This is a genomic window from Streptomyces sp. NPDC012769, assembly GCF_042901205.1.
Lineage (GTDB): Bacteria > Actinomycetota > Actinomycetes > Streptomycetales > Streptomycetaceae > Streptomyces.
The window spans coordinates 78,740-101,245 of the sequence record NZ_JBIBCP010000009.1; the positions used below are offsets into that span (position 1 = coordinate 78,740).

At 71.0% G+C, this 22,506-nt stretch carries 22 protein-coding genes, 1 tRNA gene and 1 pseudogene; 15 read left to right on the forward strand and 9 right to left on the reverse strand.

The features are described from left to right. Positions 1 to 69: 69 nt before the first annotated feature. The 3 genes and pseudogenes from ACFY7C_RS34905 to ACFY7C_RS34915 all read left to right on the forward strand — a co-directional run bounded on the left by ACFY7C_RS34905 (position 70) and on the right by ACFY7C_RS34915 (position 1,475). Entirely contained in the window at positions 70 to 831 is a 762-nt protein-coding gene (locus ACFY7C_RS34905) for a phosphoglyceromutase (protein ID WP_389659012.1), read from the forward strand. Between the two features lie 42 nt (positions 832 to 873). Beyond that, positions 874 to 1,053 (forward strand): annotated as a pseudogene (locus ACFY7C_RS34910) (hypothetical protein); the annotation flags it as partial. 38 nt (positions 1,054 to 1,091) lie between these two features. Further along, a complete protein-coding gene (locus ACFY7C_RS34915; RefSeq protein WP_389659014.1) occupies positions 1,092 to 1,475 on the forward strand; it encodes a hypothetical protein in 384 nt (127 codons plus the stop codon). Positions 1,476 to 1,698: 223 nt separating this feature from the next. On the opposite strand, the gene ACFY7C_RS34920 is transcribed toward ACFY7C_RS34915, so the two are convergent. Next, positions 1,699 to 2,244: a GNAT family N-acetyltransferase gene (locus tag ACFY7C_RS34920; RefSeq protein WP_389659017.1), complete on the reverse strand. Its 546-nt coding sequence runs from the start codon at positions 2,242 to 2,244 to the stop codon at positions 1,699 to 1,701. Between the two features lie 107 nt (positions 2,245 to 2,351). Between ACFY7C_RS34920 and ACFY7C_RS34925 the strand changes: the two genes are divergently transcribed. Beyond that, positions 2,352 to 2,816: a GNAT family N-acetyltransferase gene (locus ACFY7C_RS34925; protein ID WP_389659019.1), complete on the forward strand. Its 465-nt coding sequence runs from the start codon at positions 2,352 to 2,354 to the stop codon at positions 2,814 to 2,816. A 70-nt stretch (positions 2,817 to 2,886) separates the two neighbouring features. On the opposite strand, the gene ACFY7C_RS34930 is transcribed toward ACFY7C_RS34925, so the two are convergent. Together ACFY7C_RS34930 and phoU are read right to left on the reverse strand one after the other, a co-directional pair. Beyond that, positions 2,887 to 3,045 (reverse strand): hypothetical protein, encoded by a 159-nt coding sequence (locus ACFY7C_RS34930; protein ID WP_389659022.1) that lies wholly within the window; start codon positions 3,043 to 3,045, stop codon positions 2,887 to 2,889. Positions 3,046 to 3,219: 174 nt separating this feature from the next. Next, positions 3,220 to 3,900, reverse strand: a complete 681-nt coding sequence (gene phoU, locus ACFY7C_RS34935; protein WP_389659025.1) for a phosphate signaling complex protein PhoU — start codon at positions 3,898 to 3,900, stop codon at positions 3,220 to 3,222. A gap of 288 nt (positions 3,901 to 4,188) precedes the next feature. On the opposite strand from phoU, the gene ACFY7C_RS34940 reads away from it, so the two are divergent. Then, on the forward strand, positions 4,189 to 5,424 hold the full coding sequence (locus tag ACFY7C_RS34940; RefSeq protein ID WP_352075172.1) for an ATP-binding protein: 1,236 nt from the start codon (positions 4,189 to 4,191) through the stop codon (positions 5,422 to 5,424). Then, positions 5,421 to 6,101: a response regulator transcription factor gene (locus ACFY7C_RS34945; RefSeq protein WP_015035162.1), complete on the forward strand. Its 681-nt coding sequence runs from the start codon at positions 5,421 to 5,423 to the stop codon at positions 6,099 to 6,101. The genes ACFY7C_RS34940 and ACFY7C_RS34945 overlap by 4 nt, the downstream gene beginning before the upstream one ends. A 279-nt stretch (positions 6,102 to 6,380) precedes the next feature. Here ACFY7C_RS34945 and ACFY7C_RS34950 read toward each other — a convergent pair whose 3' ends face one another. Continuing rightward, positions 6,381 to 7,040 carry a DUF461 domain-containing protein gene (locus ACFY7C_RS34950; RefSeq protein WP_389659028.1) on the reverse strand — a complete coding sequence of 220 codons (660 nt, stop codon included), beginning with the start codon at positions 7,038 to 7,040 and terminating at the stop codon, positions 6,381 to 6,383. 643 nt (positions 7,041 to 7,683) lie between these two features. Between ACFY7C_RS34950 and ACFY7C_RS34955 the strand changes: the two genes are divergently transcribed. The 6 genes from ACFY7C_RS34955 to ACFY7C_RS34980 all read left to right on the forward strand — a co-directional run bounded on the left by ACFY7C_RS34955 (position 7,684) and on the right by ACFY7C_RS34980 (position 13,933). After that, positions 7,684 to 8,166 carry a CarD family transcriptional regulator gene (locus ACFY7C_RS34955; protein ID WP_003953493.1) on the forward strand — a complete coding sequence of 161 codons (483 nt, stop codon included), beginning with the start codon at positions 7,684 to 7,686 and terminating at the stop codon, positions 8,164 to 8,166. A 291-nt stretch (positions 8,167 to 8,457) separates the two neighbouring features. After that, positions 8,458 to 9,207: a 2-C-methyl-D-erythritol 4-phosphate cytidylyltransferase gene (gene ispD / locus ACFY7C_RS34960; RefSeq protein ID WP_389659031.1), complete on the forward strand. Its 750-nt coding sequence runs from the start codon at positions 8,458 to 8,460 to the stop codon at positions 9,205 to 9,207. Next, positions 9,197 to 9,706 carry a 2-C-methyl-D-erythritol 2,4-cyclodiphosphate synthase gene (gene ispF / locus ACFY7C_RS34965; protein ID WP_389659034.1) on the forward strand — a complete coding sequence of 170 codons (510 nt, stop codon included), beginning with the start codon at positions 9,197 to 9,199 and terminating at the stop codon, positions 9,704 to 9,706. Before ispD ends, ispF begins: the two co-directional genes overlap by 11 nt. 123 nt (positions 9,707 to 9,829) lie before the next feature. Beyond that, positions 9,830 to 11,230: a cysteine--tRNA ligase gene (gene cysS / locus ACFY7C_RS34970; protein WP_389659037.1), complete on the forward strand. Its 1,401-nt coding sequence runs from the start codon at positions 9,830 to 9,832 to the stop codon at positions 11,228 to 11,230. Positions 11,231 to 11,336: 106 nt separating this feature from the next. Further along, complete coding sequence (gene rlmB / locus ACFY7C_RS34975) at positions 11,337 to 12,293, forward strand: 23S rRNA (guanosine(2251)-2'-O)-methyltransferase RlmB (RefSeq protein ID WP_389659040.1); 957 nt, start codon at positions 11,337 to 11,339, stop codon at positions 12,291 to 12,293. Between the two features lie 116 nt (positions 12,294 to 12,409). Beyond that, positions 12,410 to 13,933 carry a DoxX family protein gene (locus ACFY7C_RS34980; RefSeq protein WP_389659044.1) on the forward strand — a complete coding sequence of 508 codons (1,524 nt, stop codon included), beginning with the start codon at positions 12,410 to 12,412 and terminating at the stop codon, positions 13,931 to 13,933. A 161-nt stretch (positions 13,934 to 14,094) separates the two neighbouring features. On the opposite strand, the gene ACFY7C_RS34985 is transcribed toward ACFY7C_RS34980, so the two are convergent. The 3 genes from ACFY7C_RS34985 to ACFY7C_RS34995 form a co-directional block, all read right to left on the reverse strand. After that, entirely contained in the window at positions 14,095 to 14,808 is a 714-nt protein-coding gene (locus ACFY7C_RS34985) for an NDP-sugar synthase (protein WP_389659046.1), read from the reverse strand. 53 nt (positions 14,809 to 14,861) lie between these two features. After that, positions 14,862 to 15,278, reverse strand: a complete 417-nt coding sequence (locus tag ACFY7C_RS34990; RefSeq protein ID WP_389659049.1) for a hypothetical protein — start codon at positions 15,276 to 15,278, stop codon at positions 14,862 to 14,864. A 225-nt stretch (positions 15,279 to 15,503) separates the two neighbouring features. After that, positions 15,504 to 16,601, reverse strand: a complete 1,098-nt coding sequence (locus ACFY7C_RS34995) for an ABC transporter ATP-binding protein (protein WP_389659051.1) — start codon at positions 16,599 to 16,601, stop codon at positions 15,504 to 15,506. Positions 16,602 to 16,782: 181 nt separating this feature from the next. Here ACFY7C_RS34995 and ACFY7C_RS35000 point away from each other — a divergent pair. After that, positions 16,783 to 16,859: transfer RNA gene (locus tag ACFY7C_RS35000), tRNA-Thr, on the forward strand. 156 nt (positions 16,860 to 17,015) lie between these two features. Here ACFY7C_RS35000 and ACFY7C_RS35005 read toward each other — a convergent pair. Both ACFY7C_RS35005 and ACFY7C_RS35010 read right to left on the reverse strand, forming a co-directional pair. Next, positions 17,016 to 17,564, reverse strand: a complete 549-nt coding sequence (locus ACFY7C_RS35005; protein WP_389659053.1) for an SMI1/KNR4 family protein — start codon at positions 17,562 to 17,564, stop codon at positions 17,016 to 17,018. Positions 17,565 to 17,949: 385 nt separating this feature from the next. Beyond that, positions 17,950 to 18,423: a DUF4240 domain-containing protein gene (locus ACFY7C_RS35010; protein ID WP_389659055.1), complete on the reverse strand. Its 474-nt coding sequence runs from the start codon at positions 18,421 to 18,423 to the stop codon at positions 17,950 to 17,952. A gap of 933 nt (positions 18,424 to 19,356) precedes the next feature. Here ACFY7C_RS35010 and ACFY7C_RS35015 point away from each other — a divergent pair. Both ACFY7C_RS35015 and ACFY7C_RS35020 read left to right on the forward strand, forming a co-directional pair. Further along, positions 19,357 to 19,614, forward strand: a complete 258-nt coding sequence (locus tag ACFY7C_RS35015) for a hypothetical protein (protein ID WP_389659058.1) — start codon at positions 19,357 to 19,359, stop codon at positions 19,612 to 19,614. A 769-nt stretch (positions 19,615 to 20,383) separates the two neighbouring features. Next, complete coding sequence (locus ACFY7C_RS35020; RefSeq protein WP_389659061.1) at positions 20,384 to 22,471, forward strand: restriction endonuclease; 2,088 nt, start codon at positions 20,384 to 20,386, stop codon at positions 22,469 to 22,471. Positions 22,472 to 22,506: the final 35 nt, after the last annotated feature.

A 22,506-nucleotide genomic window follows, 5' to 3' on the forward strand; every position in this document is an offset into this window, starting at 1 on the left:
TCTCATACGCCGGACGCCAGCGAATTGACGGTGCGCGTCAGGCGTCGACCGTCGTCTAGGCTCGGACGCATGGCCGACGCACCGTACAAGCTGATCCTCCTCCGCCACGGCGAGAGCGAGTGGAACGAGAAGAACCTGTTCACCGGCTGGGTGGACGTCAACCTCACCCCGAAGGGCGAGAAGGAGGCGGCGCGCGGCGGTGAGCTGCTGACGGAAGCCGGTCTGCTCCCCGACGTGGTCCACACCTCCCTCCAGAAGCGCGCCATCCGCACGGCGCAGCTCGCCCTGGAGGCCGCCGACCGCCACTGGATCCCGGTCCACCGCTCCTGGCGCCTGAACGAGCGCCACTACGGCGCGCTGCAGGGCAAGGACAAGGCGCAGACCCTGGCCGAGTTCGGCGAGGAGCAGTTCATGCTCTGGCGCCGCTCGTACGACACCCCGCCGCCGGCGCTCGCCGACGACAACGAGTTCTCCCAGGCCCACGACGCCCGCTACGCGACGATCCCGCCGGAGCTGCGCCCGCAGACCGAGTGCCTCAAGGACGTCGTCGAGCGGATGCTCCCCTACTGGTACGACGGCATCGTCCCCGACCTGCTGGCCGGCCGCACGGTCCTGATCGCCGCCCACGGCAACAGCCTGCGCGCCCTGGTCAAGCACCTCGACGGCATCTCGGACGCCGACATCGCGGGCCTTAACATCCCGACCGGCATCCCCCTCGCCTACCAGCTCGACGAGAACTTCAAGCCGCTGAACCCGGGCGGCACCTACCTCGACCCGGAGGCCGCGGCGGCGGCCATCGAGGCCGTGAAGAACCAGGGCAAGAAGAAGTAGCCCTGACGTAGGAGACAGCCGACAGCCCCCGACTTCGCCGCTCAGCGGCGGGGTCGGGGGCTTCCGGGCAGGCACCGCAGCGCCGGCGCGGTGGATCTCGTGGTGGCCGCGACAGCGGAGCTGCGGGGCCTCACCCTCCTGCACCGCGACCGCGACTTCGCGTGCATCGCCGCCGTGACCGGGCAGCCCCTGCAGTGGTACGGCCCCGAAGCCGGCAAGTAGCTCGCCTGGCAGCATTGCCGACCATGGACGATCAGGCGATGAACCGGGGCTTGGGCCGGGCCATGGACGAGGCCACGAAGACCCTCGAGCACGAGTTCCGTGCCGAGCCGGGGAGCTTCCTGCTGAGGCTGCGGTGTGAGCTCGTCTGGGACCGGGAGGGGTTCTCCCGGCTGGAGAAGGCCATGCGCGCGGTCTGCGAACAGATGCAGGGCGCCGAGCAGCTGCCGCGCTGGCTGGCGGAGGGCTACCACCACGTCGCGACCGACGTCCCCTCCTGGACGGCACACCCGAACTTCCCCCGCCCGGAACCGCAGGCCTACTACGACTCCTGCGTCGAGCGGCTGACGGACCTGGCCGACTGGTTCTTCCGCGGCGAGCACGTCTACCAGGAACCGCACGTGTGGCCCGAGCTCCAGGCGTGACCGGCGGCGGCCGACCCCGCCAACCTCCCCGAGGTCGCCGACCCGTGGGCCTCCCGGCCGGCCTTCGCGCCGCACAACGACACCGACGCGCACGCGATCGTCCTCACCGCGCCCGACTGCACCGGCGACTCCTGGAGCCTCCGCCCGCACGGCCGGCCCGCCACGGCCCGCCTGAAGCTCCGCTCGGTGATCTTCCTCGCGCCGTAAGCCGCGCAAGCTCCGCTCACGCGTGCAGGTCCAGCCGCATCAGGACCTCGTCGCGCGTGTCGTGCGGGGCGAGGCGCAGGGCGTTCGGCCAGCGGCCGGACTCGTGCCAGCCGAGGGCGGCGTAGAAGCCCTCCAGGCCCTCGCCGCCGCGGGCGGCGAGGCGGAGGTGGTCGAGGGCGAGCTCGTCACGGGCGACCCGGTGCAGCTCGCGCATGAGGGCGGTGCCGAGGCCGAGGCCGCGGAAGCCGGGGTGGGTCTGGAGGTGGTGGACCGTGCCCCAGTGGGCGACGAGCGGGTTCGGGTCGTGGCCGAGCACGACCCAGCCGGCGAGCGTCCCGTCCACCGTCACGGTGATCAGGCGATGGCGGTCCGGGCCGAGCCGGTCGACCAGAGCGTCCAGGACCGGCGCCACGTCCGCCTCGGTGACCGGCGGGAAGGGAAAGCCGGCGGCGCCGCCCGCGTCGGTGACCGCGATCCAGCAGTCGATCAGGCTTCCGCGGAGCGCGGGGGAGACGTCCCCGGGGACGGTGGCATGGGCGAGCACGTGCGTCACGGGCCCCATCCTGGCCCCTCAAGCGCCGCCGCAACAGGTCTCCCGGCCGCCCCTCCGACGGTCGCCTTCGCATATTCGCGCGCGCCCGGCCACGGAGATCGTTTACGGTGCGCGCCATGTCACCGCATCTGGAACCGGTCACCCCGGCCAACATCGACGCCGCCCTCGACCTGAGCGTCCACCCGCATCAGAAGGACAACGTCGCCCCCGTCGTCCGCTCGCTCGCCGAGGCGTACGCGCACGGGGAAACCGCCTGGCCACGGCTGATCGTCGACGGGGACGAGCTCGTCGGCTTCCTGATGGCCTTCGTCGACATCCAGTGGAACCCGGAGAAGGACCCGGACGACCGGCGCAGCGGCCTGTGGCGGCTGAACATCGGTGCCGAGCACCAGGGCAAGGGCTACGGACGGTTCGCCGTCGAGGCCGTGCGCGAGGAGCTGCGGCGGCGCGGGGCCACCGAGCTGTACGTGTCCTGGCACGACGGCGAGCACGGGCCCGGCGGCTTCTACCGCGGGCTCGGCTTCCGCGAGACCGGGGAGCTGGCCGGCGACCAGATCGTCGGCGTCCTCGACATCGCGTAGACGGCCGCATACACGAGCGCGTGAGCGCGGACCCCGCCGGTGAGCGGGGCCCGCGCCCATCCGCGCAGGGTCAGCCGGAGCAGCCGCCGCACTGGCACGGGCCGCCGGACTGGCAGCCGCAGCCGCAGCCGGAGCCGCACCCGCAGGCGCCGAGGACGGGCAGGAACTCCGCGTCGCGCGGGAGCACGGTCTCCTGCTGGAGGTCGGTGATCGGAGCGGATTCGGCCATGGGGTCCCTCCCTGAGAGGCGTACCTCGCCTCCCCCCATTGCATGCCCAACCCGCAGGGCGCATCAACGGCGCACAGGTGTGCGACCAGTCGACCGGCGCCCGCCACGCGCCCTGCGCCCCACCACACGCCCTCCGCCCCCCCCGCGGTCGACCTACGCCCCCGCGCGGTCGCCCTAAGCGCCCTCGACCGGCGCCTCCGCCGGCTGGAGCTCGTCCGCGTGCTCACCCGTCACCAGGTAGACCACGCGCTTGGCCACCGACACCGCGTGATCCGCGAACCGCTCGTAGTAGCGACCGAGCAGCGTCACGTCGACGGCCGTCTCGATGCCGTGCTTCCAGCGGTCGTCCATCAGGTGCTTGAAGAGCGTGCGGTGCAGCGTGTCCATCTCGTCGTCGTCCTGCTCCAGCTGGAGCGCCAGGTCGACGTCCTTGGTGATGATGACCTCCGCCGCCTTCGCCATCAGGCGCTGCGCGAGCTGTCCCATCTGCAGGATCGTGGCGTGCAGGTCGTTCGGCACGGCGCGGTCCGGGAAGCGCAGCCGGGCCAGCTTCGCCACGTGCTGGGCCAGGTCGCCCGAGCGCTCCAGGTCGGCGCTCATCCGCAGCGAGGTGACCACGATCCGCAGGTCCGTCGCCACCGGCTGCTGCCGGGCGAGCAGCGCTATCGCCCGCGCCTCCAGGCCGTGCTGGAGGTCGTCGACCTTCTGGTCGGCGGCGATCACGCTCTCCGCGAGCTTCAGGTCGGCGTCGAGCATGGCCGTCGTGGCGCGCCCGATCGCCGACCCGACCAGGCGGGCCATCTCGACCAGGCCCTCGCCGATCGAGTCAAGTTCCTCGTGGTACGCGTCCCGCATCGGTGTCCCTCTCTCCTGCTCTACGTGCCTGTTTCTACGTCCCTCACGTGGGTCCGTCACTCAGGCCGGTACTCCCACGCTCCCACGTTCGGGCCCGTACGCGTCCGGCTCCACCCCCACACATGAACCGCCACTTTCACCCAGGTGAACTCTGGGCGACCTGCGCCGCAGTCTCTCTCAGGTCAAATGAACCACTCCGGTCCCCTCGGTGAACTCTGGGCGACGACTGTTCGAGGAGCCACTCGGACGGCTGGGAGAGTGTCAGCCGACCCGCATAACCTGGATGGCATGGACGTGAACGCGGCGGTCGCCGCATTGGCCGCTATCGCCGGCGTGTGCACCGGCGTGATCGCCATGCTGGCGTTCCGCTGGAGCGAGCGCGACCAGGCGCGACCCACCCGTACCTCCCTGCACACCGATGCCGTGCTGCCGCCCGGCGTCGACACCGTGCTGTCCGTGCTGCGCTCCTCCGCGGTCGTCCTCGACGAGAGCGACTCCGTGGTCAAGGCCAGCTCGGCGGCGTACGCGCTCGGTCTGGTCCGGGGCGGCAAGCTGGCCGTCGAGCCCATGCTCAACATGGCCCGCGACACCCGCCGCGACGGGGAGATACGCCAGGTGGAGCTCGACCTGCCCCGGCGCGGCACCGGCCGCGGCGAGGCCCTCGCCGTCTCCGCCCGGGTCGCCCCGCTGGGGTCGCGGCTCGTGCTGCTGCTCGTCGAGGACCTGACCGAGGCCCGCCGCATCGAAGCGGTACGGCGCGACTTCGTCGCCAACGTGAGCCACGAGCTCAAGACGCCCGTCGGCGCGCTCTCCCTGCTCTCCGAGGCCGTCATGGACGCCTCGGACGACCCCGAGGCGGTCACCCGCTTCGCGGGCCGGATGCAGATCGAGGCGACCCGCCTGACCAATCTCGTACAGGAGCTCATCGACCTCTCCCGGGTGCAGAACGACGACCCGCTGGAGGACTCCGAGCCGGTGCGGGTGGACGAGCTGGTCGCCGAGGCGATCGACCGCTCCCGGCACACCGCGTCCACGAAGCAGATCACGATGGCGTCCGGAGGGACCTCGGACCTGTTCGTCTGGGGCAGCCGCGGGCAGCTCGCCGCCGCCCTCGGCAACCTCGTCGAGAACGCCGTCAACTACTCGCCGGCCCACACCCGGGTCGGCATCGCCGCCCGCCGCGTCGCGGCGCCCGGCGGCGACATGATCGAGATAGCCGTGACCGACCAGGGCATCGGCATCCCCGACAAGGACAAGGAGCGCATCTTCGAGCGCTTCTACCGCGTCGACCCCGCCCGCTCCCGTGCCACCGGCGGTACGGGCCTGGGCCTGGCCATCGTGAAGCACGTGGCCGCCTCGCACGGCGGGGAGGTCACGGTGTGGAGCACCGAGGGCCAGGGGTCCACCTTCACCCTGCGGCTGCCCGAGGCGGGCGCCGTACGGGACCGCCGGTCCTCCGAGTCCGCCTCGACCACCCCCGATCTCATGACCGAACCGCTCCCCGCCCCGGAGGTCCTTCCGTGACCCGAGTGCTTGTCGTCGAGGATGAGGAATCCTTCAGCGACGCCCTGTCGTACATGCTCCGCAAGGAGGGCTTCGAGGTCGCCGTGGCGGCGACCGGGCCCGACGGCCTCGACGAGTTCGAGCGCAACGGGGCGGACCTCGTCCTCCTCGACCTGATGCTGCCGGGTCTGCCCGGTACGGAGGTGTGCCGGCAGCTGCGCGGCCGCTCCAACGTCCCGGTGATCATGGTGACCGCCAAGGACAGCGAGATCGACAAGGTCGTCGGCCTCGAAATAGGAGCCGACGACTACGTGACGAAGCCCTTCTCCTCGCGGGAGCTCGTCGCCCGCATCCGCGCGGTCCTGCGCCGCCGCGGCGAGCCGGAGGAGGTCACCCCGGCGGCCCTGGAGGCCGGCCCGGTCCGCATGGACGTCGACCGCCACGTGGTCACCGTCGCCGGCGGCAAGGTCGACCTCCCCCTCAAGGAGTTCGACCTCCTGGAGATGCTGCTGCGCAACGCGGGCCGCGTCCTGACCCGCATGCAGCTCATCGACCGCGTCTGGGGCGCGGACTACGTGGGCGACACCAAGACCCTCGACGTCCACGTGAAGCGCCTCCGCGCGAAGATCGAGCCCGACCCGGGGGCGCCGCGGTACCTGGTGACGGTGCGGGGCCTGGGTTACAAGTTCGAGCCGTAGAGCGTGGCCTGCCACCCACTCCAGCCGGACGGAGTCCGGCGCGGCGTGCCGAAGCCTGTGAGGCCCCCTGGGGCCGAGCAGTGCGAGGGGCGCGGTGGGTGCAGGGGTTCGAGCCGGACCCGGGCGCGCCGCGGTACCTGGTGACGGTGCGGGGCCTGGGTTACAAGTTCGAGCCGTAGGCCGCGAGCCCGTAGGCATGGGCCGCGCGCCTGAAGCCCGTAGGCATACGTGAAGGGCGCCCCCTCGCAGGAGGGGGCGCCCTTCACGTACGTACGGGGCTCAGTGGCCGGCCGAGTGGCTCGCCTCGCCCGTCGGGGTGGCCGAGCCTTCGGCGCCGTGGCCCGGGCTCGCGGTGCCGTGGCCCGGCGTCGCGGTGCCGGACGGGGTGGCCGTGCCGGACGGCGTGGCGGCCGGGGGCTTCGGGATCTCGGCGGGGCCGAAGTCCTTGAAGTAGCTGGTCGCGGGGACGACGAACGCCTCCAGCTCCACGTCACCGGTCTTGCTCAGCTTGAAGACGACCTTCTGCGCGTCGCCGTTCTTCGCGGCCTCACGGCCGTTCTCGATCGTGGCGGACGCGTTGCCCTTGCCACCGATGACGACCGAACCGCCGGCCGGGACGGTGATCGGGCCGCTGCCCTGGGCCGCCTTCAGCGTCACCTTGGCGTTGGTGCCCGGCAGGCTGATGGACTCCAGGGTCTGGTCGGCCCGGCCGTTGTTGAAGACGGTCGCGGAGACGACCGCGGGACCCTCCGCGCCCGCCTCGGGCTGGGTGATCACGACGGCGTTCTGGATCTTGACGTCTTCCACCGTGACGGCGGCGTTGTCCGGCCGGACACCGAGCGTCTGAGCGTCGTTGCCCGCCCCGCAGGCGGACAGCGAGGCGATCGAGATCACGAGGGCGGTGGCGGCGAGGGCGCCGCGTCGAAGGCTGCGGCTCACGGCGGCGGCAACTCCTAGGACGTACGGACAGGCTAGGGAAGGACTAAAGGTGTGTCAGCGCGCTTAGGTTACCGAGCCGCACTCTCCGTCCCGCACCCGACCCGCCCCCTAGGGGGGTATCTCGCCCGCCCCGCGTCCCCTGGTCGCCGTCCCGGGGCCGTCCGGTGGCCGTCCGGGGGTCGTCCGGGGGCCGTCGGGAACTCGCCGACGTGGCCGGATCACGACCCATTGACCCGCCGTTCACATATCCGCCGTGATCAATTCGGCGCCCGGTTCCGCATTCCTCCGTCCGGGTCCTTCCAAAAAATCCGTCCGGTCGGCAGTGATCAATTCGAGAATCGGTCCGTTCGGGTGGTCGATCGGGCAGGCGATCCTCGAACGGAGTACGTGAAGCAGGCCACACCGAACCCGGCATACCGGGACATCGCCCCTCCTTCGGACCCCTCTCCACACCTGTAACGTGGGTGTTTCTCTGCGTCCGCGCAGCCGCTCCCACCTGCGAATACCGCCTTCCGGAAGCCCGTCGCAGCACGTTCGCGTTGCTGTTGTCAAGCCCCGAGATATGCCCTGACCTGCGAAAACGCCATTCAGAAGAAGCCGTATCCGTGTTACCCTGGATAGCCACGGAAGGGGTACCTGTCACATGACGTTCAAGGTTGGCGACACCGTGGTCTATCCCCATCACGGGGCCGCGCTGATCGAGGCCATCGAAACTCGCCAGATCAAAGGCGTGGACAAGACCTACTTGGTGCTCAAGGTCGCGCAGGGCGACCTGACGGTTCGTGTGCCGGCGGACAATGCGGAGTTCGTCGGTGTTCGCGACGTGGTCGGTCAGGACGGGCTGGACCGGGTCTTCGAGGTGCTGCGTGCACCGTACGCCGAGGAGCCGACGAACTGGTCTCGTCGCTACAAGGCAAATCTGGAGAAGCTCGCCTCGGGCGATGTCATCAAGGTCGCCGAAGTGGTGCGCGACCTGTGGCGCCGCGAGCGCGAGCGCGGACTGTCCGCCGGTGAGAAGCGCATGCTCGCCAAGGCGCGCCAGATCCTGGTGAGCGAGCTGGCCCTCGCGGAGAACACCAACGAGGACAAGGCCGAGGCACTGCTCGACGAGGTGCTCGCCTCCTGACGCCTGCTGCTCGAACCGTCTGACGCCTGGCGTCCATGCCAAGCCCAGCACATGCCGCGGTGCCCGTCGGCGCGCTGTGAATCCCCTTGATTCCACAGTGCCGTCGCCGGGCACTGCGGCATGTTCGTCTCTCTTCTCCCGACCCCCTGACCTGCGACTCTCGCACGGCGACGCCTCGCATGGCGACGCCCCGACCGTCGTCACGGAAAGGGCCCGGTCGAGGCGTCTCCATCAGCTTGCTGACGCCATACCCACCTCGTCCGCGGAAACAAACCTGCCGGAGTGCAACCGATGACAGACGAAGCGCGTCCTCCACGTACCGCCGTGGTGATCCCCGCGGCCGGCCGGGGCGTGCGCCTCGGCCCGGGCGCCCCCAAGGCGCTGCGCGCGCTGAACGGCACCCCCATGCTCATCCACGCCGTCCGGGCGATGGCGGCCTCCCGCGCCGTCTCCCTCGTCGTCGTGGTCGCCCCCTCCGACGGGGCAACCGAGGTCAAGAACCTCCTCGACACCCACGCGCTGCCCGAGCGCACCGACTACGTCGTCGTCCCCGGCGGCGACACCCGCCAGGAGTCCGTCCGCCTCGGCCTCCAGGCGCTGCCCGAGGACATCACCGCCGTCCTCGTCCACGACGCCGCCCGGCCCCTCGTCCCCGTCGACACGGTCGACGCGGTCATCGAGGCGGTACGGGACGGGGCCGTCGCCGTCGTCCCCGCGCTGCCCGTCGCCGACACCGTCAAGGAGGTCGAGCCGGCCGAGAAGAACGGCGACCCCGAGCAGGTCGTCGCCACGCCGATCCGCGCCCGCCTGCGCGCCGTGCAGACCCCGCAGGGCTTCGACCGCGACACCCTCGTCAACGCCCACGCCACCGTCGCCCTCACCGGTGAGGGCGCGACCGACGACGCCGGCATGGTCGAGAAGCTCGGCGCGCCCGTGGTCGTCGTGCCCGGCCACGAAGAGGCCTTCAAGGTGACCCGCCCCCTCGACCTCGTCCTCGCCGAGGCCGTGCTCGCCCGCAGGAGGGCCAACGATGGCTTCTGACCGGCCCCTCATCCCCCGTACCGGCATCGGCACCGACGTCCACGCCTTCGAAAAGGGCCGCGAGCTGTGGTGCGCGGGCCTCCTGTGGGAGGGCTCCGACAGCGACGGGTACGGACTCGCCGGGCACTCCGACGGTGACGTCGCCGCCCACGCCGCCTGCGACGCGCTCTTCTCCGCCGCCGGCATCGGCGACCTCGGCGCCCACTTCGGCACCTCCCGGCCCGAGTGGTCCGGCGCCTCCGGCGTCACCCTGCTCGCCGAGGCCGCCCGGATCGTCCGCGCCGAGGGCTACGAGATCGGCAACATCGCCGTCCAGGTCGTCGGCGTCCGCCCCAAGATCGGCAAGCGCCGCGACGAGGCCCAGAAGGCGCTCAGCGAGGCGGCCGGCGCGCCCGTCTCCGTCTCCGGCACCACCACCGACGGCCTCGGCCTCACCGGACGCGCCGAGGGCCTGGCCGCCCTCGCGACCGCGCTCGTCTACCCCGTCACCGCGCCGTAGGACGCGCCGAAGCCGCGCGCCGGCCCCCCGGGCGGCCCCGGCGCGCCGCACACGGCGAAAAAGTCGCCCCCGCGACCGGGAATCGGTCGCGGGGCACTGTCCCCCGCCCACTACCCTGGACCCGTGACCATTCGCCTGTACGACACCAGCGCCCGGCAGATCCGTGACTTCACCCCGATCAAGCCGGGCTGTGTCTCGATCTACCTCTGTGGTGCGACCGTGCAGGCCGCCCCGCACATCGGGCACATCCGTTCGGGCCTGAACTTCGACATCATGCGCCGCTGGTTCGCGTACCGCGGCTACGACGTCACGTTCGTCCGCAACGTCACCGACATCGACGACAAGATCATCACCAAGGCCGCCGACCAGGGCCGCCCCTGGTGGTCCATCGGCTACGAGAACGAGCGCGCCTTCAACGACGGCTACCAGGCCCTCGGCTGCCTGCCGCCGACCTACGAGCCGCGCGCCACCGGCCACGTCACCGAGATGGTCGAGATGATGCGCGGCCTGATCGAGCGCGGACACGCCTACGAGGCCGACGGCAGCGTCTACTTCGACGTGCGGTCCTTCCCCGGCTACCTGTCGCTGTCCAACCAGGACATCGACGACCTGCGCCAGCCCGCCGAGGAGGGCATCACCGGCAAGCGCGACCCGCGCGACTTCGCCATGTGGAAGGCGACCAAGCCGGGCGAGCCCGACTGGGAGACGCCGTGGGGCCGCGGCCGTCCCGGCTGGCACCTGGAGTGCTCGGCGATGGCCCACAAGTACCTGGGCTCCGCCTTCGACATCCACGGCGGCGGTCTCGACCTGATCTTCCCGCACCACGAGAACGAGATCGCGCAGGCCAAGGCCTTCGGCGACGACTTCGCCCACTACTGGGTGCACAACGCCTGGGTCACCATGAGCGGCGAGAAGATGTCGAAGTCGCTGGGCAACAGCGTCCTCGTCTCCGAGATGGTGAAGAACTGGCGCCCCATCGTCCTGCGCTACTACCTGGGCACCCCGCACTACCGCTCGATGATCGAGTACAGCGAGGAGTCCCTGCGCGAGGCCGAGGCGGCGTTCGCCCGCATCGAGGGCTTCGTCCAGCGCGCCACCGAGAAGGCCGGGTCGCCCGTCGCCCCCGCCGCCGAGGTGCCGCCGGCCTTCGCCGAGGCCATGGACGACGACCTGGGCGTGCCGCACGCGCTCGCGATCATCCACACCACCGTGCGGCAGGGCAACAGCGCCCTGGCCGCCGACGACAAGGACGAGGCCATCGCCCGCCTCGCCGAGGTGCGCGCCATGCTCGGCGTCCTCGGACTCGACCCGCTCGACCCGCACTGGGCCGAGGAGAGCGACCGCGGCGAGGAGCTCCACGGCGTCGTCGACACCCTGGTACGGCTCGTGCTCGAGCAGCGCGAGTCCGCCCGGGAGCGCAAGGACTGGGCGTCCGCGGACGCCATCCGCGACCAGCTCACCCGCTCCGGGCTCGCCATCGAGGACAGCCCCGACGGCCCCCGCTGGACGCTGGGCAACCGCTAGACCGCTGATGAATGTGCCGTCCGGGGCCCCGGGCGGCACACTTCACTTACAGGCTTCACTCAGAGGCTCACGGGCTTCGCTTACGCAGTAGAGGAAACAGGTAGTCATGGCCGGGAACAGCCAGCGCAGGAACCGCCGTACGTCCAACAAGAAGGGCGCGACGGTCGGCAGCGGTGGCAAGCGACGCCGCTCCCTCGAGGGCAAGGGCCCGACGCCCAAGGCCGAGAACCGCAAGGGCCACAAGGCCTATCGCGTCTCCAACGCCATGGCCCGGAACGCGGCCAAGCGCAAGCCCATCGCCCGCCGCGGGGGCAAGGGCCAGTCGGAGATGGTCGTCGGCCGCAACCCGGTCTTCGAGGCGCTGCGCGACGGCGTGCCCGCCACCACGCTCTACGTGCAGCAGTTCATCGACAACGACGAGCGCGTGCGCGAGGCGCTGAACCTCGCCACCGGCCGCGGCAACATCAACATCATGGAGGCGCCGCGCCCCGAGCTGGACCGGATGACGAACGGCCTCAACCACCAGGGCCTCGTCCTCCAGGTCCCGCCGTACGAGTACGCGCACCCCGAGGACCTCGCCGAGGCGGCCTTCGACGACCACGAGGACCCGCTGATCGTGGCCCTCGACGGCGTCACCGACCCGCGCAACCTCGGCGCCGTCGTCCGCTCCGTCTCGGCCTTCGGCGGCCACGGCGTGGTCGTGCCCGAGCGCCGCGCCGCCGGCATGACCGCCGGTGCCTGGAAGACCTCGGCCGGCACCGCCGCCCGCACGCCGGTGGCCCGCGCCACCAACCTCACCCGCTGCCTGGAGCAGTACCAGAAGGCGGGCCTCACCGTCGTCGGCCTCTCCGCCGACGGCGACACCGAGGTGCACGAGCTGGAGGCGCTCGCCGGGCCGGTCGTCATCGTGGTCGGCTCCGAGGGCAAGGGCCTGTCCCGCCTGGTCGGCGAGACCTGCGACTTCCTGGTCCGCATCCCGATGCCGGGCGGCGCCGAGTCGCTGAACGCCGGTGTCGCCGCGGGCGTCGTGCTCTACGAGGCGGCCCGCCGCCGCAGGGGCTGAACGCGGTACCGCTCGCGCTGACCCGAACGGGGGAGGCGCCCCGGCCGTGATCTTGACGGGCCTCCGACATTTGGGGCCCGTCAAGGCAGTGTCCTAACCCCGCGTCACTCGGTTAGATGAGTGTGGACACCAGAACGCCCCGGCCGGGGTTCGACGATCAGCCCGCGCTGAGCATGGTCAAGGTGGATTCCGATCCCGCCCAGGTGATCGTGAACCACGCCAGCTTCCGTGTGCGGCTCGCGCCGGCCCAACAGCCGAAGTTCGCCGCGAACCCCCGGATCACCGCCCTCGCCGGAGCCGCCGCCGTCGGTGCGGCGGGCGCCGGAGCGGCCCGCCGCAGGCCCGTCGTGTGGACCGGGAAGTCCTCTCCCGGCGCCACCGGTCTCCTCCAGGCCGTCCGCGAATCGTCCGCCCCGGGCGTCGCGACGCTGGAGCCGACCACCCAGACCATCCCGCGCATCGACGACACCATGCCGACCCCGGTGGTGCCCGCCGAGCCGGCCGCCCCGCTGCTGCCGCCGATGCGGCGCGCGGAGGGGGCGTACGACAACCTGTACGCGATCGAGCCCGACGCGTACGACGACGGTGCCGACGCGGACGCCCGCTCCCCGCACCGGCACGGCGCCGACCCTGTCCGGCACGCCTACTACCCCGGCCGCCGGATGAACCTCGGGGTGGTGCTCCTGCCGCTCCGGGTCTTCCTCGGCTTCATCTCCATCTACGCGGGCATGGGCAAGCTCTGCGACCCCGTCTACTTCGACGGCGGCGAGCGCGGCTCCATGGTCAAGTGGCTGACCTCGCTGCACCCGTGGCCGCTGGCCGAGCCGCTGCGCGACTTCGCCCTGCAGCACCCGGTGGGCGCCGGGCTCACCGTCGCCTTCCTCCAGGTCGTCGTGGGCGTCCTCACGGTCCTGGGCCTGTGGCAGCGGGTGGCGGCCGTGGTCGGCGCGCTGCTCTCGGCCGCGCTCATCCTCACCGTGAGCTGGAAGACCGTCCCGGTCTACGACGCGCCGGACATCATCTTCCTGGCCGCCTGGTCGCCGCTGATCATCGCGGGCGCCCCGGTCTACTCGATCGACGGCCGGCTCGCCGGCGAGGCCTGGCGGCGCCTCGGACCGCGCGCCGAGCTGTGGGAGCTGCGCCGCCGGGTGCTGCGGCGCGGCACGGTCGTCGCGGCGGTGGTCGTCGGACTCACGCTGCTGGTCGGCTCGATGCTCGGCGGTGCGGTGCGTTCCACCGAGATGGTCACGGTCCCGGGTCCGAACGACGACCCGGTCAACCACCTGCCGGGGCAGCCGCTGCCGAAGGAGCCGGGTGCGAACAGCCCGTCCCGCAAGGCCTCGAAGAGCCCGAAGCCGTCGGCGACGACCGGGGCGAGCGGCGAGCGCGAGGAGGACGAGGAGGCGGCGCCGAAGGAGTCGGCGAGGGAGAGCCGGCGCAGCGAGCAGCGCAGCCCGAGCGCGACCAGCGGGACGCGCAGCCCGAGCCAGTCGCGTACGACGGCGCCGTCCTCCTCCAGCTCCGACTCGACCTCGGGCGGCACCAGCGGCACGCCGTCGAGCGGGAGCAGCAGCGGTTCGTCGGACGGCGGTTCGACGTCGGGCGGGGCGCGCAACCCGATCGGCGGCCTGCTGGGCTGACCGGCAGGCTCCCCGTACGACGCTCGTACGACGCTCGTACGACGAAGGGGCGGCACCACGAGTCCTCGTGGTGCCGCCCCTTCAGGTGTCCTCGGCTCGGGCCGGTGTCGCGCCCTTCGGGTGCCGCGTTCAGGCCGGTGTCGGCTCAGGCCTGTCTCGTGTCAGGCCTGGGTGGCGAGCTCCTTGGCCGCCTCGGTGAGGTCCTTGGCGGTGTCGATGGCCCGCCAGTAGGCCCCCTGCGGCAGCGGGAAGCCGGCGAGGCGCCGCTCCCGGGCCAGTCGGGGGAAGGTGGTGCGCTCGTGGTCGCCGCGCTCCGGCAGCAGCTCGGTGAAGGCCGCGGAGAAGACGTACACGCCCGCGTTGATGAGGTACGGCGACGGCGGCGACTCGATGAAGTCGGTGATGTGCCCGAACGCGTCGGTCTCGACGGCGCCCCAGGGGATCCGCGGCCGGGCCAGCGCGAGGGTGGCGGTGGCGTCGCGCTCGGCGTGGAAGTCGGCCATCTCCCGCAGCGAGAAGCGGGTCCAGATGTCACCGTTGGTGGCGTACCAGGGCTGCCCGGGCTCGGGCAGGTGCGCGGCGGCGTACTTGAGGCCGCCGCCGCGGCCCAGCGGCTCCGACTCGACGACCGTGGTCACGTCGAGGGGCAGCTTCGCGGTGTCCAGCCAGTCCTGGAGCACTTCCGCCAGATGACCGCAGGAGACGACGGCATGCGTCACGCCCTCCGCGGCGAGCCAGGACAGCTGATGGCCGATGATCGGGGTCCCGGTGCCCGGGATCTCGACCATCGGCTTGGGGCGGTCGTCGGTGTACGGGCGCAGCCGCGAGCCCTGGCCGCCCGCCAGGACCACGGCCTGCGTCGGGGAGGTATGCATACCGGGAACGATATGCGGTGTACGGCAGGCCTACCGGGCGGTGCTCGCCCGGCTCAGCCGGCGGCGTGCAGGACGCCGTACGCGAAGGAGGTGTCGCAGACCGGGCGCGCGTAGGACTGGGCGCGCGTGGGGCCGTAGTGGCGGACGGCGGCGGCACCGAGGGCCTTGGCGATGGACATGCAGTGCCGGGCGAGCGACGGCCGGTTCTCCACCTCGCGCTGGAGGTGGGTGAGGGCCGTGCCGGGGTCCTTCTCCTGAAGCTCGGCGAGGAGCTGGTCGCGGAGAATATCCTGCGGTGCGCGGGACTTGGCCCGGACCGAGACGTCGGTGGACGACGCGGTCAGCATCTGGGTCCCGGAGCCCTGGCCGGCCCACGGAACGGCGGACACCGCGAGCGTTCCGGAGAGCACCAGGACGACGGGCAGGACGAGGGCGAGAGAGCGGCCGATTCGGCGGGCAGTGTGGGTCACGCAGGCGAGCGTAGCGGGCGGTAGTGATATGGCGACATTTAGTCACTCTCGCGAGGGATGGTTCGAGGCGGCTTTTCGAATTCCGTGTTGACGCGGGGGAGTGCTTCCGGGCCCGAATGCCCAGTTGTGCCGGGGTTTTCGCCGACTCGGGTTTTCATGCCCCCTGTACGCGAACGGCCCCGCCCCCGCAAGCGGGAACGGGGCCGGACGGAAACCGTCCCGGCGTCAGCCGGAGAGGCGCTCGCCGGTCGAGGTCGAGAAGACGTGCAGCTCGGCGGAGCGCGGCACGACGTGCAGCGTGGAGCCCTTGGCGGGGACCTCGCGGCCGCCGACGCGGACCACGACGTCCTTGTCCTCGCCGCCGACGCGGGTGGAGCCGTACACGAAGCCGTCGGAGCCGAGCTCCTCGACCACGTTCACGGTCACCGCCAGGCCGTCCTTGCTCGTCGGGCCCGACACGTCGAAGTGCTCGGGGCGGACGCCGACGGTCACGGTGGTGTCGCCCTTGGCGGAGGCGGCGGCGATGGCGTCGCGGGAGACCGGGACGATGCTCGCGCCGAACTTCACGCCGCCGTCGGTGATCGGGACCTCGATCAGGTTCATGGCCGGGGAGCCGATGAAGCCGGCGACGAAGAGGTTGGCGGGCTTGTCGTACATGTTGCGCGGGGTGTCGACCTGCTGGAGCAGACCGTCCTTGAGGACAGCGACCCGGTCGCCCATGGTGAGGGCCTCGGTCTGGTCGTGCGTCACGTACACCGTGGTGATGCCCAGGCGGCGCTGGAGGCTCGCGATCTGCGTACGGGTCGAGACGCGGAGCTTGGCGTCGAGGTTGGACAGCGGCTCGTCCATGAGGAAGACCTGCGGCTCGCGGACGATCGCGCGGCCCATGGCGACGCGCTGGCGCTGACCGCCGGAGAGCGCCTTCGGCTTGCGGTCCAGGTACTCGGTGAGGTCGAGGATCTTGGCGGCTTCCTCGACCTTGGCGCGGATCTCGCTCTTGTTGACGCCGGCGATCTTGAGCGCGAAGCCCATGTTGTCGGCGACGGTCATGTGCGGGTAGAGCGCGTAGTTCTGGAACACCATGGCGATGTCCCGGTCCTTCGGCGGCAGGTGCGTGACGTCGCGGTCGCCGATGCGGATGGCACCGGAGGTGACGTCCTCCAGGCCGGCCAGCATGCGCAGCGAGGTCGACTTGCCACAGCCGGAGGGGCCGACGAGAACGAGGAACTCGCCGTCGGCGATCTCGATCTCCAGCTCGTTGACGGAGGGCTTTTCGGCGCCCGGGTAGACCAGGGTCGCCTTGTCGTAGGTGACGGAAGCCATGGTGATGTGTCCCTTCACCGGCAGGAACGTGCCGGACGATCCGAGTAAAGGAAGGATGTGGTGTAGTCCACCTGGGTGAACTCCGGGTGACGCTACCCGGCGCCGCCGGATCTGTCAGCACTCCGGCGGCCGTGAGATTTCCGACCTTCGCCGCGCGGTCGTTCGTTACACTGCACTCGCTGCCTCCTTAGCTCAGCTGGCCAGAGCACCGCTCTTGTAAAGCGGGGGTCGTCGGTTCGAACCCGACAGGGGGCTCCAGGTAGGAAACGCGAAGACCCCCGACCGATCTTGGTCGGGGGTCTTCGACATCCACGGGTGACATCAACGGGGGCGGTCAGGGGCGGTCGGGCCTTGGATGCCGTCGTGTGAGGGGCCGCTCCACCGAGCGAGCTCAGCGGCCATCCCGCGGTTCGTTCACTCCGCGATCCGGGAGGCGGCCATCTCCCACGGGGTCGGCTCCGCGACGTCTTCGTACTCGTCGGCGTCTTCCCGGTACCACCCTGTTCCGGCAAGCCAGGTTTCGAGCCATTCGGCCAGACTTCCGGCGTCGACGAACCAGGCGGCGGCTCCGTCGTCCGTCATGGCGTTCGGTTCGAAGAGGAGGACTGTGGCGGTCTCGCTGAGGCAGTCCACCGCGGCGTACATGGCACAGCCCCAGTCGAGAATCGGCAGCACGCCCGCCGGCCAATACGGCGTTTCATCCTCGGCCGAGGCGGATCGTTCGGACTGGTACTCGCTCAGCGCCGTACGTCCTGGTCCGACCAGCGGAAGAAGCTGGTAATCGGGGCCGTAGCCACCGTTGGCCACCTCCCGGTACAGGCTCGCCAGCAGGGGCGGGAGGGTGAAGCCGAGAACTGCCTCCGCCTTGGCGACATCCTCGGCAGTGGCGGCGGGAGGCAAGGTCGGAGAAGTGGCCTTGGCCTTCGCCGCTACGCGGGGAACGAGATCTTCGATGGCTATCACGTTCGGGATCCTGTCAGGCACCTATGACAGAGAGCGCCGTCCTGTCGGGTCTCGCCTCGCAGATGCGGTCAGACGCACAACGCCCTGATCCGGGGAGAGGCGCCAGGGGGGACACGAAGACCCCCAACCGATGCTGGTCGAGGGTCTTGGCATGCAGCGTCACGTCAACGGTGGCGATCGGGGCGCTTCCGCTTGTCCGGAGGGCGTCGACGATGGTATGGCGGAGGGACGGCATGGGGTCGGTCACCACCTTCTGAGCACGCGTACGGCGATCAGGCGCGTACGGGTGTGCATGCCGGATGGCTTCGCGGGCTACCTAGTGACTGCACGGCGTGCCTCCGGCAAGCCAGAAGATGCGGCTACCCCGATCAAGCGGTAGCTCGCCTCAGCTCCGCAGGTCTGGCCAGCCGTCCCGGTTGGAGTAGCTCTCGAAGCAGTACCGGGTGGAGCGGTCCCACTCCTCGCCGGTGGCCAGCTCGTACGCCTTGTCCGGCACGTACAGCAGCCATTCGCCGTCGCACTCGCTTGAGGTGTACGGGATGAACTTGTCGACGTCGAAGAAGACGCTCTCCCACACGGCCTGACCCGCGGCCACCACAGCGCAGCGCGCGTAGAGGAACACGTCGGACGACTGCGGGAACGGGCTGCCGAACCGGGCCGTCAGATCGACCACCGGCAGAGTGCCGAACTTCTCTTGATCCAGGCGGTAGAGCGCCTCGGCATGCCGTTCCGCGAAGCCGACGATGTCGGAGACGGGGCGGCGGCTCAGCTCCTCGGCAAGACGCCGGCAGCTCTCTTCAGTCGCTTCGCCGTTCAGGTTGGCTATCAGCGCCCAGAAGTCAGCCCATGTCACTCTCACGGGCGCAGGATGTCAGGCCGGTCTGACATCCACGGCTGACATCAACGACAGCGGACGGGGGCGGTCCTACCCGACTGCCCGCAGCAGCCGTCAGCAGCGCCCCTCCACCACCCAGGGCCCCGCCACCGGCTACGCCAACAAGCCCCACAAGGAGGTCCTATTCTCCGAAGCGCAGGCCGACGTCATTTCCGAGGACATGCACGCCATCGCCGAGGTGCTCACCACTGCGCAAGGCCTATCCCTCGACTACCGCGCCCGGGACGAGGTGGAGTTCGTACGGGGTGTAGCACTCGGACATCTCGGTGCCGATCGGGGCACCACATCTGCACCCTCGATTCGGCCCCTTGTCGCCAGGAGCGCCGCAGCAGCCCACTTCCCCTGTGCTCAACAGAGCCAGGCCGGGCATGTCCTCAGGATGGAGCAGCAGAGTGTTGCGTGGCCCTCCAGAGACCACCTCGACACCCTCGTCGCTCATCGACGGCCCACCCGGATATGCCGGGACAATACTGTCCTGATCATCGCTGGCCACGAATGGCGCACCGGTCGGATCAGGGTCAACCGCATAGAAGCCGCGAGGCATGGTCGCCGACGCCCGCCGAACCCCATCGACCGGCAAGCCGTCATAGAAGGGACGCTCAGGCACCGCGTCCATCTGCTGCCGACGCGGCTCAAGGCAACGGCTTTGAAGCAGACGATGAGTGCCAGCCCGGCGTTGCAGATTTCGGCCGACTGCCGGGAGGAGGGCCGGGCGCCGTACCCCCCGCCGTCACGGATGACGAGAGCGTGAGGTGACCGCGCCACCGGGAATGGGCGGGCGGGGAGCAGCAGCTGCCGCGATGCGGCGGAGGCCGGTGTGGTCGCTCCGCGTCGGTACCGGTATCACCGTGGCGAAGGAGCGTGTCGTTGGGACGCCCCTCTTTAGAATCGGGTGCCATGACGAGCCCCTTGGCACCCGACGATCACCTTGGCGATCGGGAGGCCTTCAGCGCCTTCCTGGTGCGTCTTCGCGAAGACCACGCCGCCAACAGTCAGCAGTGGGAGAACGCAACGCTGGAAGGGTTCCTGGAGGCCCTGCGAGCCTGGACCGATGCCTCCCCGGGGTGGTACCGAAACTTCGGCCTTGATCTGCCCCGCGAAGGTGACTGGACGTTCTTCGCTCGTGCCCTGACTGCCGCTCGAATCTACGAGTAGCCCTCATGGGCACGCGCCGCTGGCGTGCCCGATCGAGCGGGGAGTATCAGGGAACAACGTTCGGTCGCGGGCACCGAACAACACGACGGCGCCTGAACGATCTACCTGGTCAGGGACCGTTCACCTGCGGTGGTGCGGCATTTGAATTCAGGGAGACATCGCTGCCTCGACGGTTTTCAGGATCGCCAGCCAGGTGGCCTGGCCGACCTCAGCTCGGCCGCTTCGTCGTCACCAAGACGATGGAAAGCACCAGGGCCATAGCAGCGAGACGAGCGACAGCCTCGACCTCTACGCCAAGTGCTCGAAACCGCCGAGGACGCGCGCGGTCGGCTCTGGCAGGTCACTCTTGGCCATCGGCGGAGCCTGGCCGTCGGTTGGGTCCCGGGCTTGCACCGGGCCGCCCCCGGACAAAGCCAGGGATGCAGCTGCACTACAGAGCTGGACACCTCGGAAGCCGACCGCGCGCAGGTGGACGCTATCGCGAGGCACTGACAGACGGCGGGGCGAAGGCCGTGCCACATCCGTGCCGGCTCGTGCGGGGACTCACGGGGAAGGAGAGGCGTCGGCGGGGCTCGGGCTCGGCAGCAACGGCCCATGGTGGAGCGGAGCTTGGGGCGCACCAAGCCTCCACTTCTGCACAGCCGGGGTCGTCGGTTCGATTCCGACAGGCGGCTCCACCAAACTCGTGTCCCGGACCTCTCAGGTCCGGGACACTTGTGCGTTACGGGGGCGTGTGCGCGAGGGGTGTTTCCGGGGAGGGGTGCGGCGGATGGGCCGGCGTTCCAGTGGGTTGATCGGGGCTTGGGCAGAGGCGCAGCGAGTGGCGCAGCGGGAGCGGGAGGGGCAGCTGCAGGCGGGGTTGCGTCAGCAGCGGGAGGTCGAGCGGGCACAGCGGTCGTACGAGCGTGATGTGGCGCGGATGCAGCGTGAGCAGCGCGCGGAGTACCGGCGGCACCGGGAGGCCGACGCGTTGCGGCGGACGCGGGAGCTGGACGAGCGGGTGGCGGCGCTGGAGGGGTTGCTGGCGGCGGGGTGTCGGCACGCGCCGTTCGGTGTGGAGTCGTTGCGGCAGCCGGAGGAGGTGGAGCCTTTCGCGCCGGGGCGGCTCGGGGAGCCGGTGGCGATGCCGGATCAGCGTTTCTACCGGCCTCGGGGGGCGGCGTGGACGGCCGCGGGGCGGGCGCAGGAGGAGCAGGAGGCGCGGGCCGCGTTCGAGCGGGACTGGTACGCGGCGCAGGCGGCCGAGGCGCGTCGGGTCGAGCAGCTGGCGGAGTATCGGCGGCAGTACGACGAGTGGGCGGCCGCGCGGCTCGCGGAGGTCCGCCGGCACAACGGGGGCATCGCCGCGATGGCGGAGGCGCTGAGGGCCGGCGAGCCGGGGACGGCGGTCGAGTTCTTCACGGCGGTCCTGTACGCGTCGACGGCGTGGCCGGAGGGCTTTCCGCGGGAGGTGTCGGCGGCCTACGACCAGGGGGCGCGCGGGTTGGTGCTCGACTGGGAGCTGCCGGGGTTCGAGGTGGTGCCGGCGGCGAAGGGGGTCAAGTACCTGCCGAGCACGGACCAGGAGAAGGAGGTCGCGCGGCCGGCTACGCAGCGCCGGGCGCTGTACCGGGACGTGCTGGCGCAGAGTGTGCTGCTCGCGCTGCGGGAGCTCTTCGCCGCGGACCGCTTCGGGGCCTTGGACAGGGTGACGCTGAACGGTTTCGTCGGCGGTGTGGATCCGGCGACCGGGTTGGCCGGGCGGGTGTGTGTCGCGTCGGTGGCGGTGGGGCGGTCGGTCTTCGAGGAGCTGAACCTGGAGCTGGTGAGCGCGGTCGAGTGCGTGACGGGCGCGTTGTCGGGTCGTCTGTCGGCGAAGCCGGACGAGCGGGTGGCCGTGCAGCCGTTGGCGGTGCCGGAGCAGGTGGGTTCGGGGGTGGTGTCGCACGGGGACGGTGAGGAGCCGGATCTGCTGGCGATCGATCCGATCGCCTTCGAGGGTCTTGTGGCCGAGTTGTTCCGGGCGCGGGGTCTGCAGGCGGTGACGACGCGGCGGTCGAACGACGGCGGGGTGGACGTGCAGGCGCTGGATCCGGATCCGATCAGCGGTGGGTCGATCGTCGTGCAGGTGAAGCGGTATCGGAACACGGTGCCGCCGAGTGCGGTGCGGGACCTCTTCGGGACGGTGCAGGACGCGGGGGCGAACAAGGGGGTCCTCGTCACGACGTCGAAGTTCGGCCCGGGGTCGTACGCCTTCGCCAACGGCAAGCCGCTGACCTTGATCTCGGGGACGGAGCTGGTCGACCTGCTGCATCAGCACGGTCTTCGGGGGCGGCTCGGGTCGGGGGCCGTGGCGCCGGTGGCGGTGGCCGAGGCGTCGGTCGAGGAGGACGAGGGCTTCAATCTGCTCGGCATGGTGTGGTCGGGGTCGGTGGCGCTCGACGTGTGCGCGCTGGTGTGTGAGGGCGGCCGGGTGCTGGCGGACGAGTGGTTCGTGTTCTTCAACAACCCGGCGACGCCGGACGGTTCCGTGGCGATGGTGACGGCCCCGGCGGGCGACAAGGCGGCTGTACGGGTGGGCTTCGACGCTCTGCCGCGGCGGGCGGACCGGCTTGTGCTGGTGGCGGCGGTGGACCCGGAGGTGAACCCGGAGGCGGACCTGGCGGGGTTCGTGGAGGCGGGGATCGTGCTGCGGGACGACTCGGGGGTCGAGCTGGACCGGCTGGTGGTGTCGGAGGGGCGGGCCGGCGAGACGGCGCTCGTGCTCGGGTCGTTCCGCCGTCGGGAGGACGGCGACTGGGACTTCGTCCTCGGCGGGAAGGGCTACCGGGGCGGGCTCGCCGAGCTGGTGGGGGATTTCGGGATCGAGGTGCGTTAGGACGGCCCGCGGGAGGAGGCGGGGGAGGAGGGGGC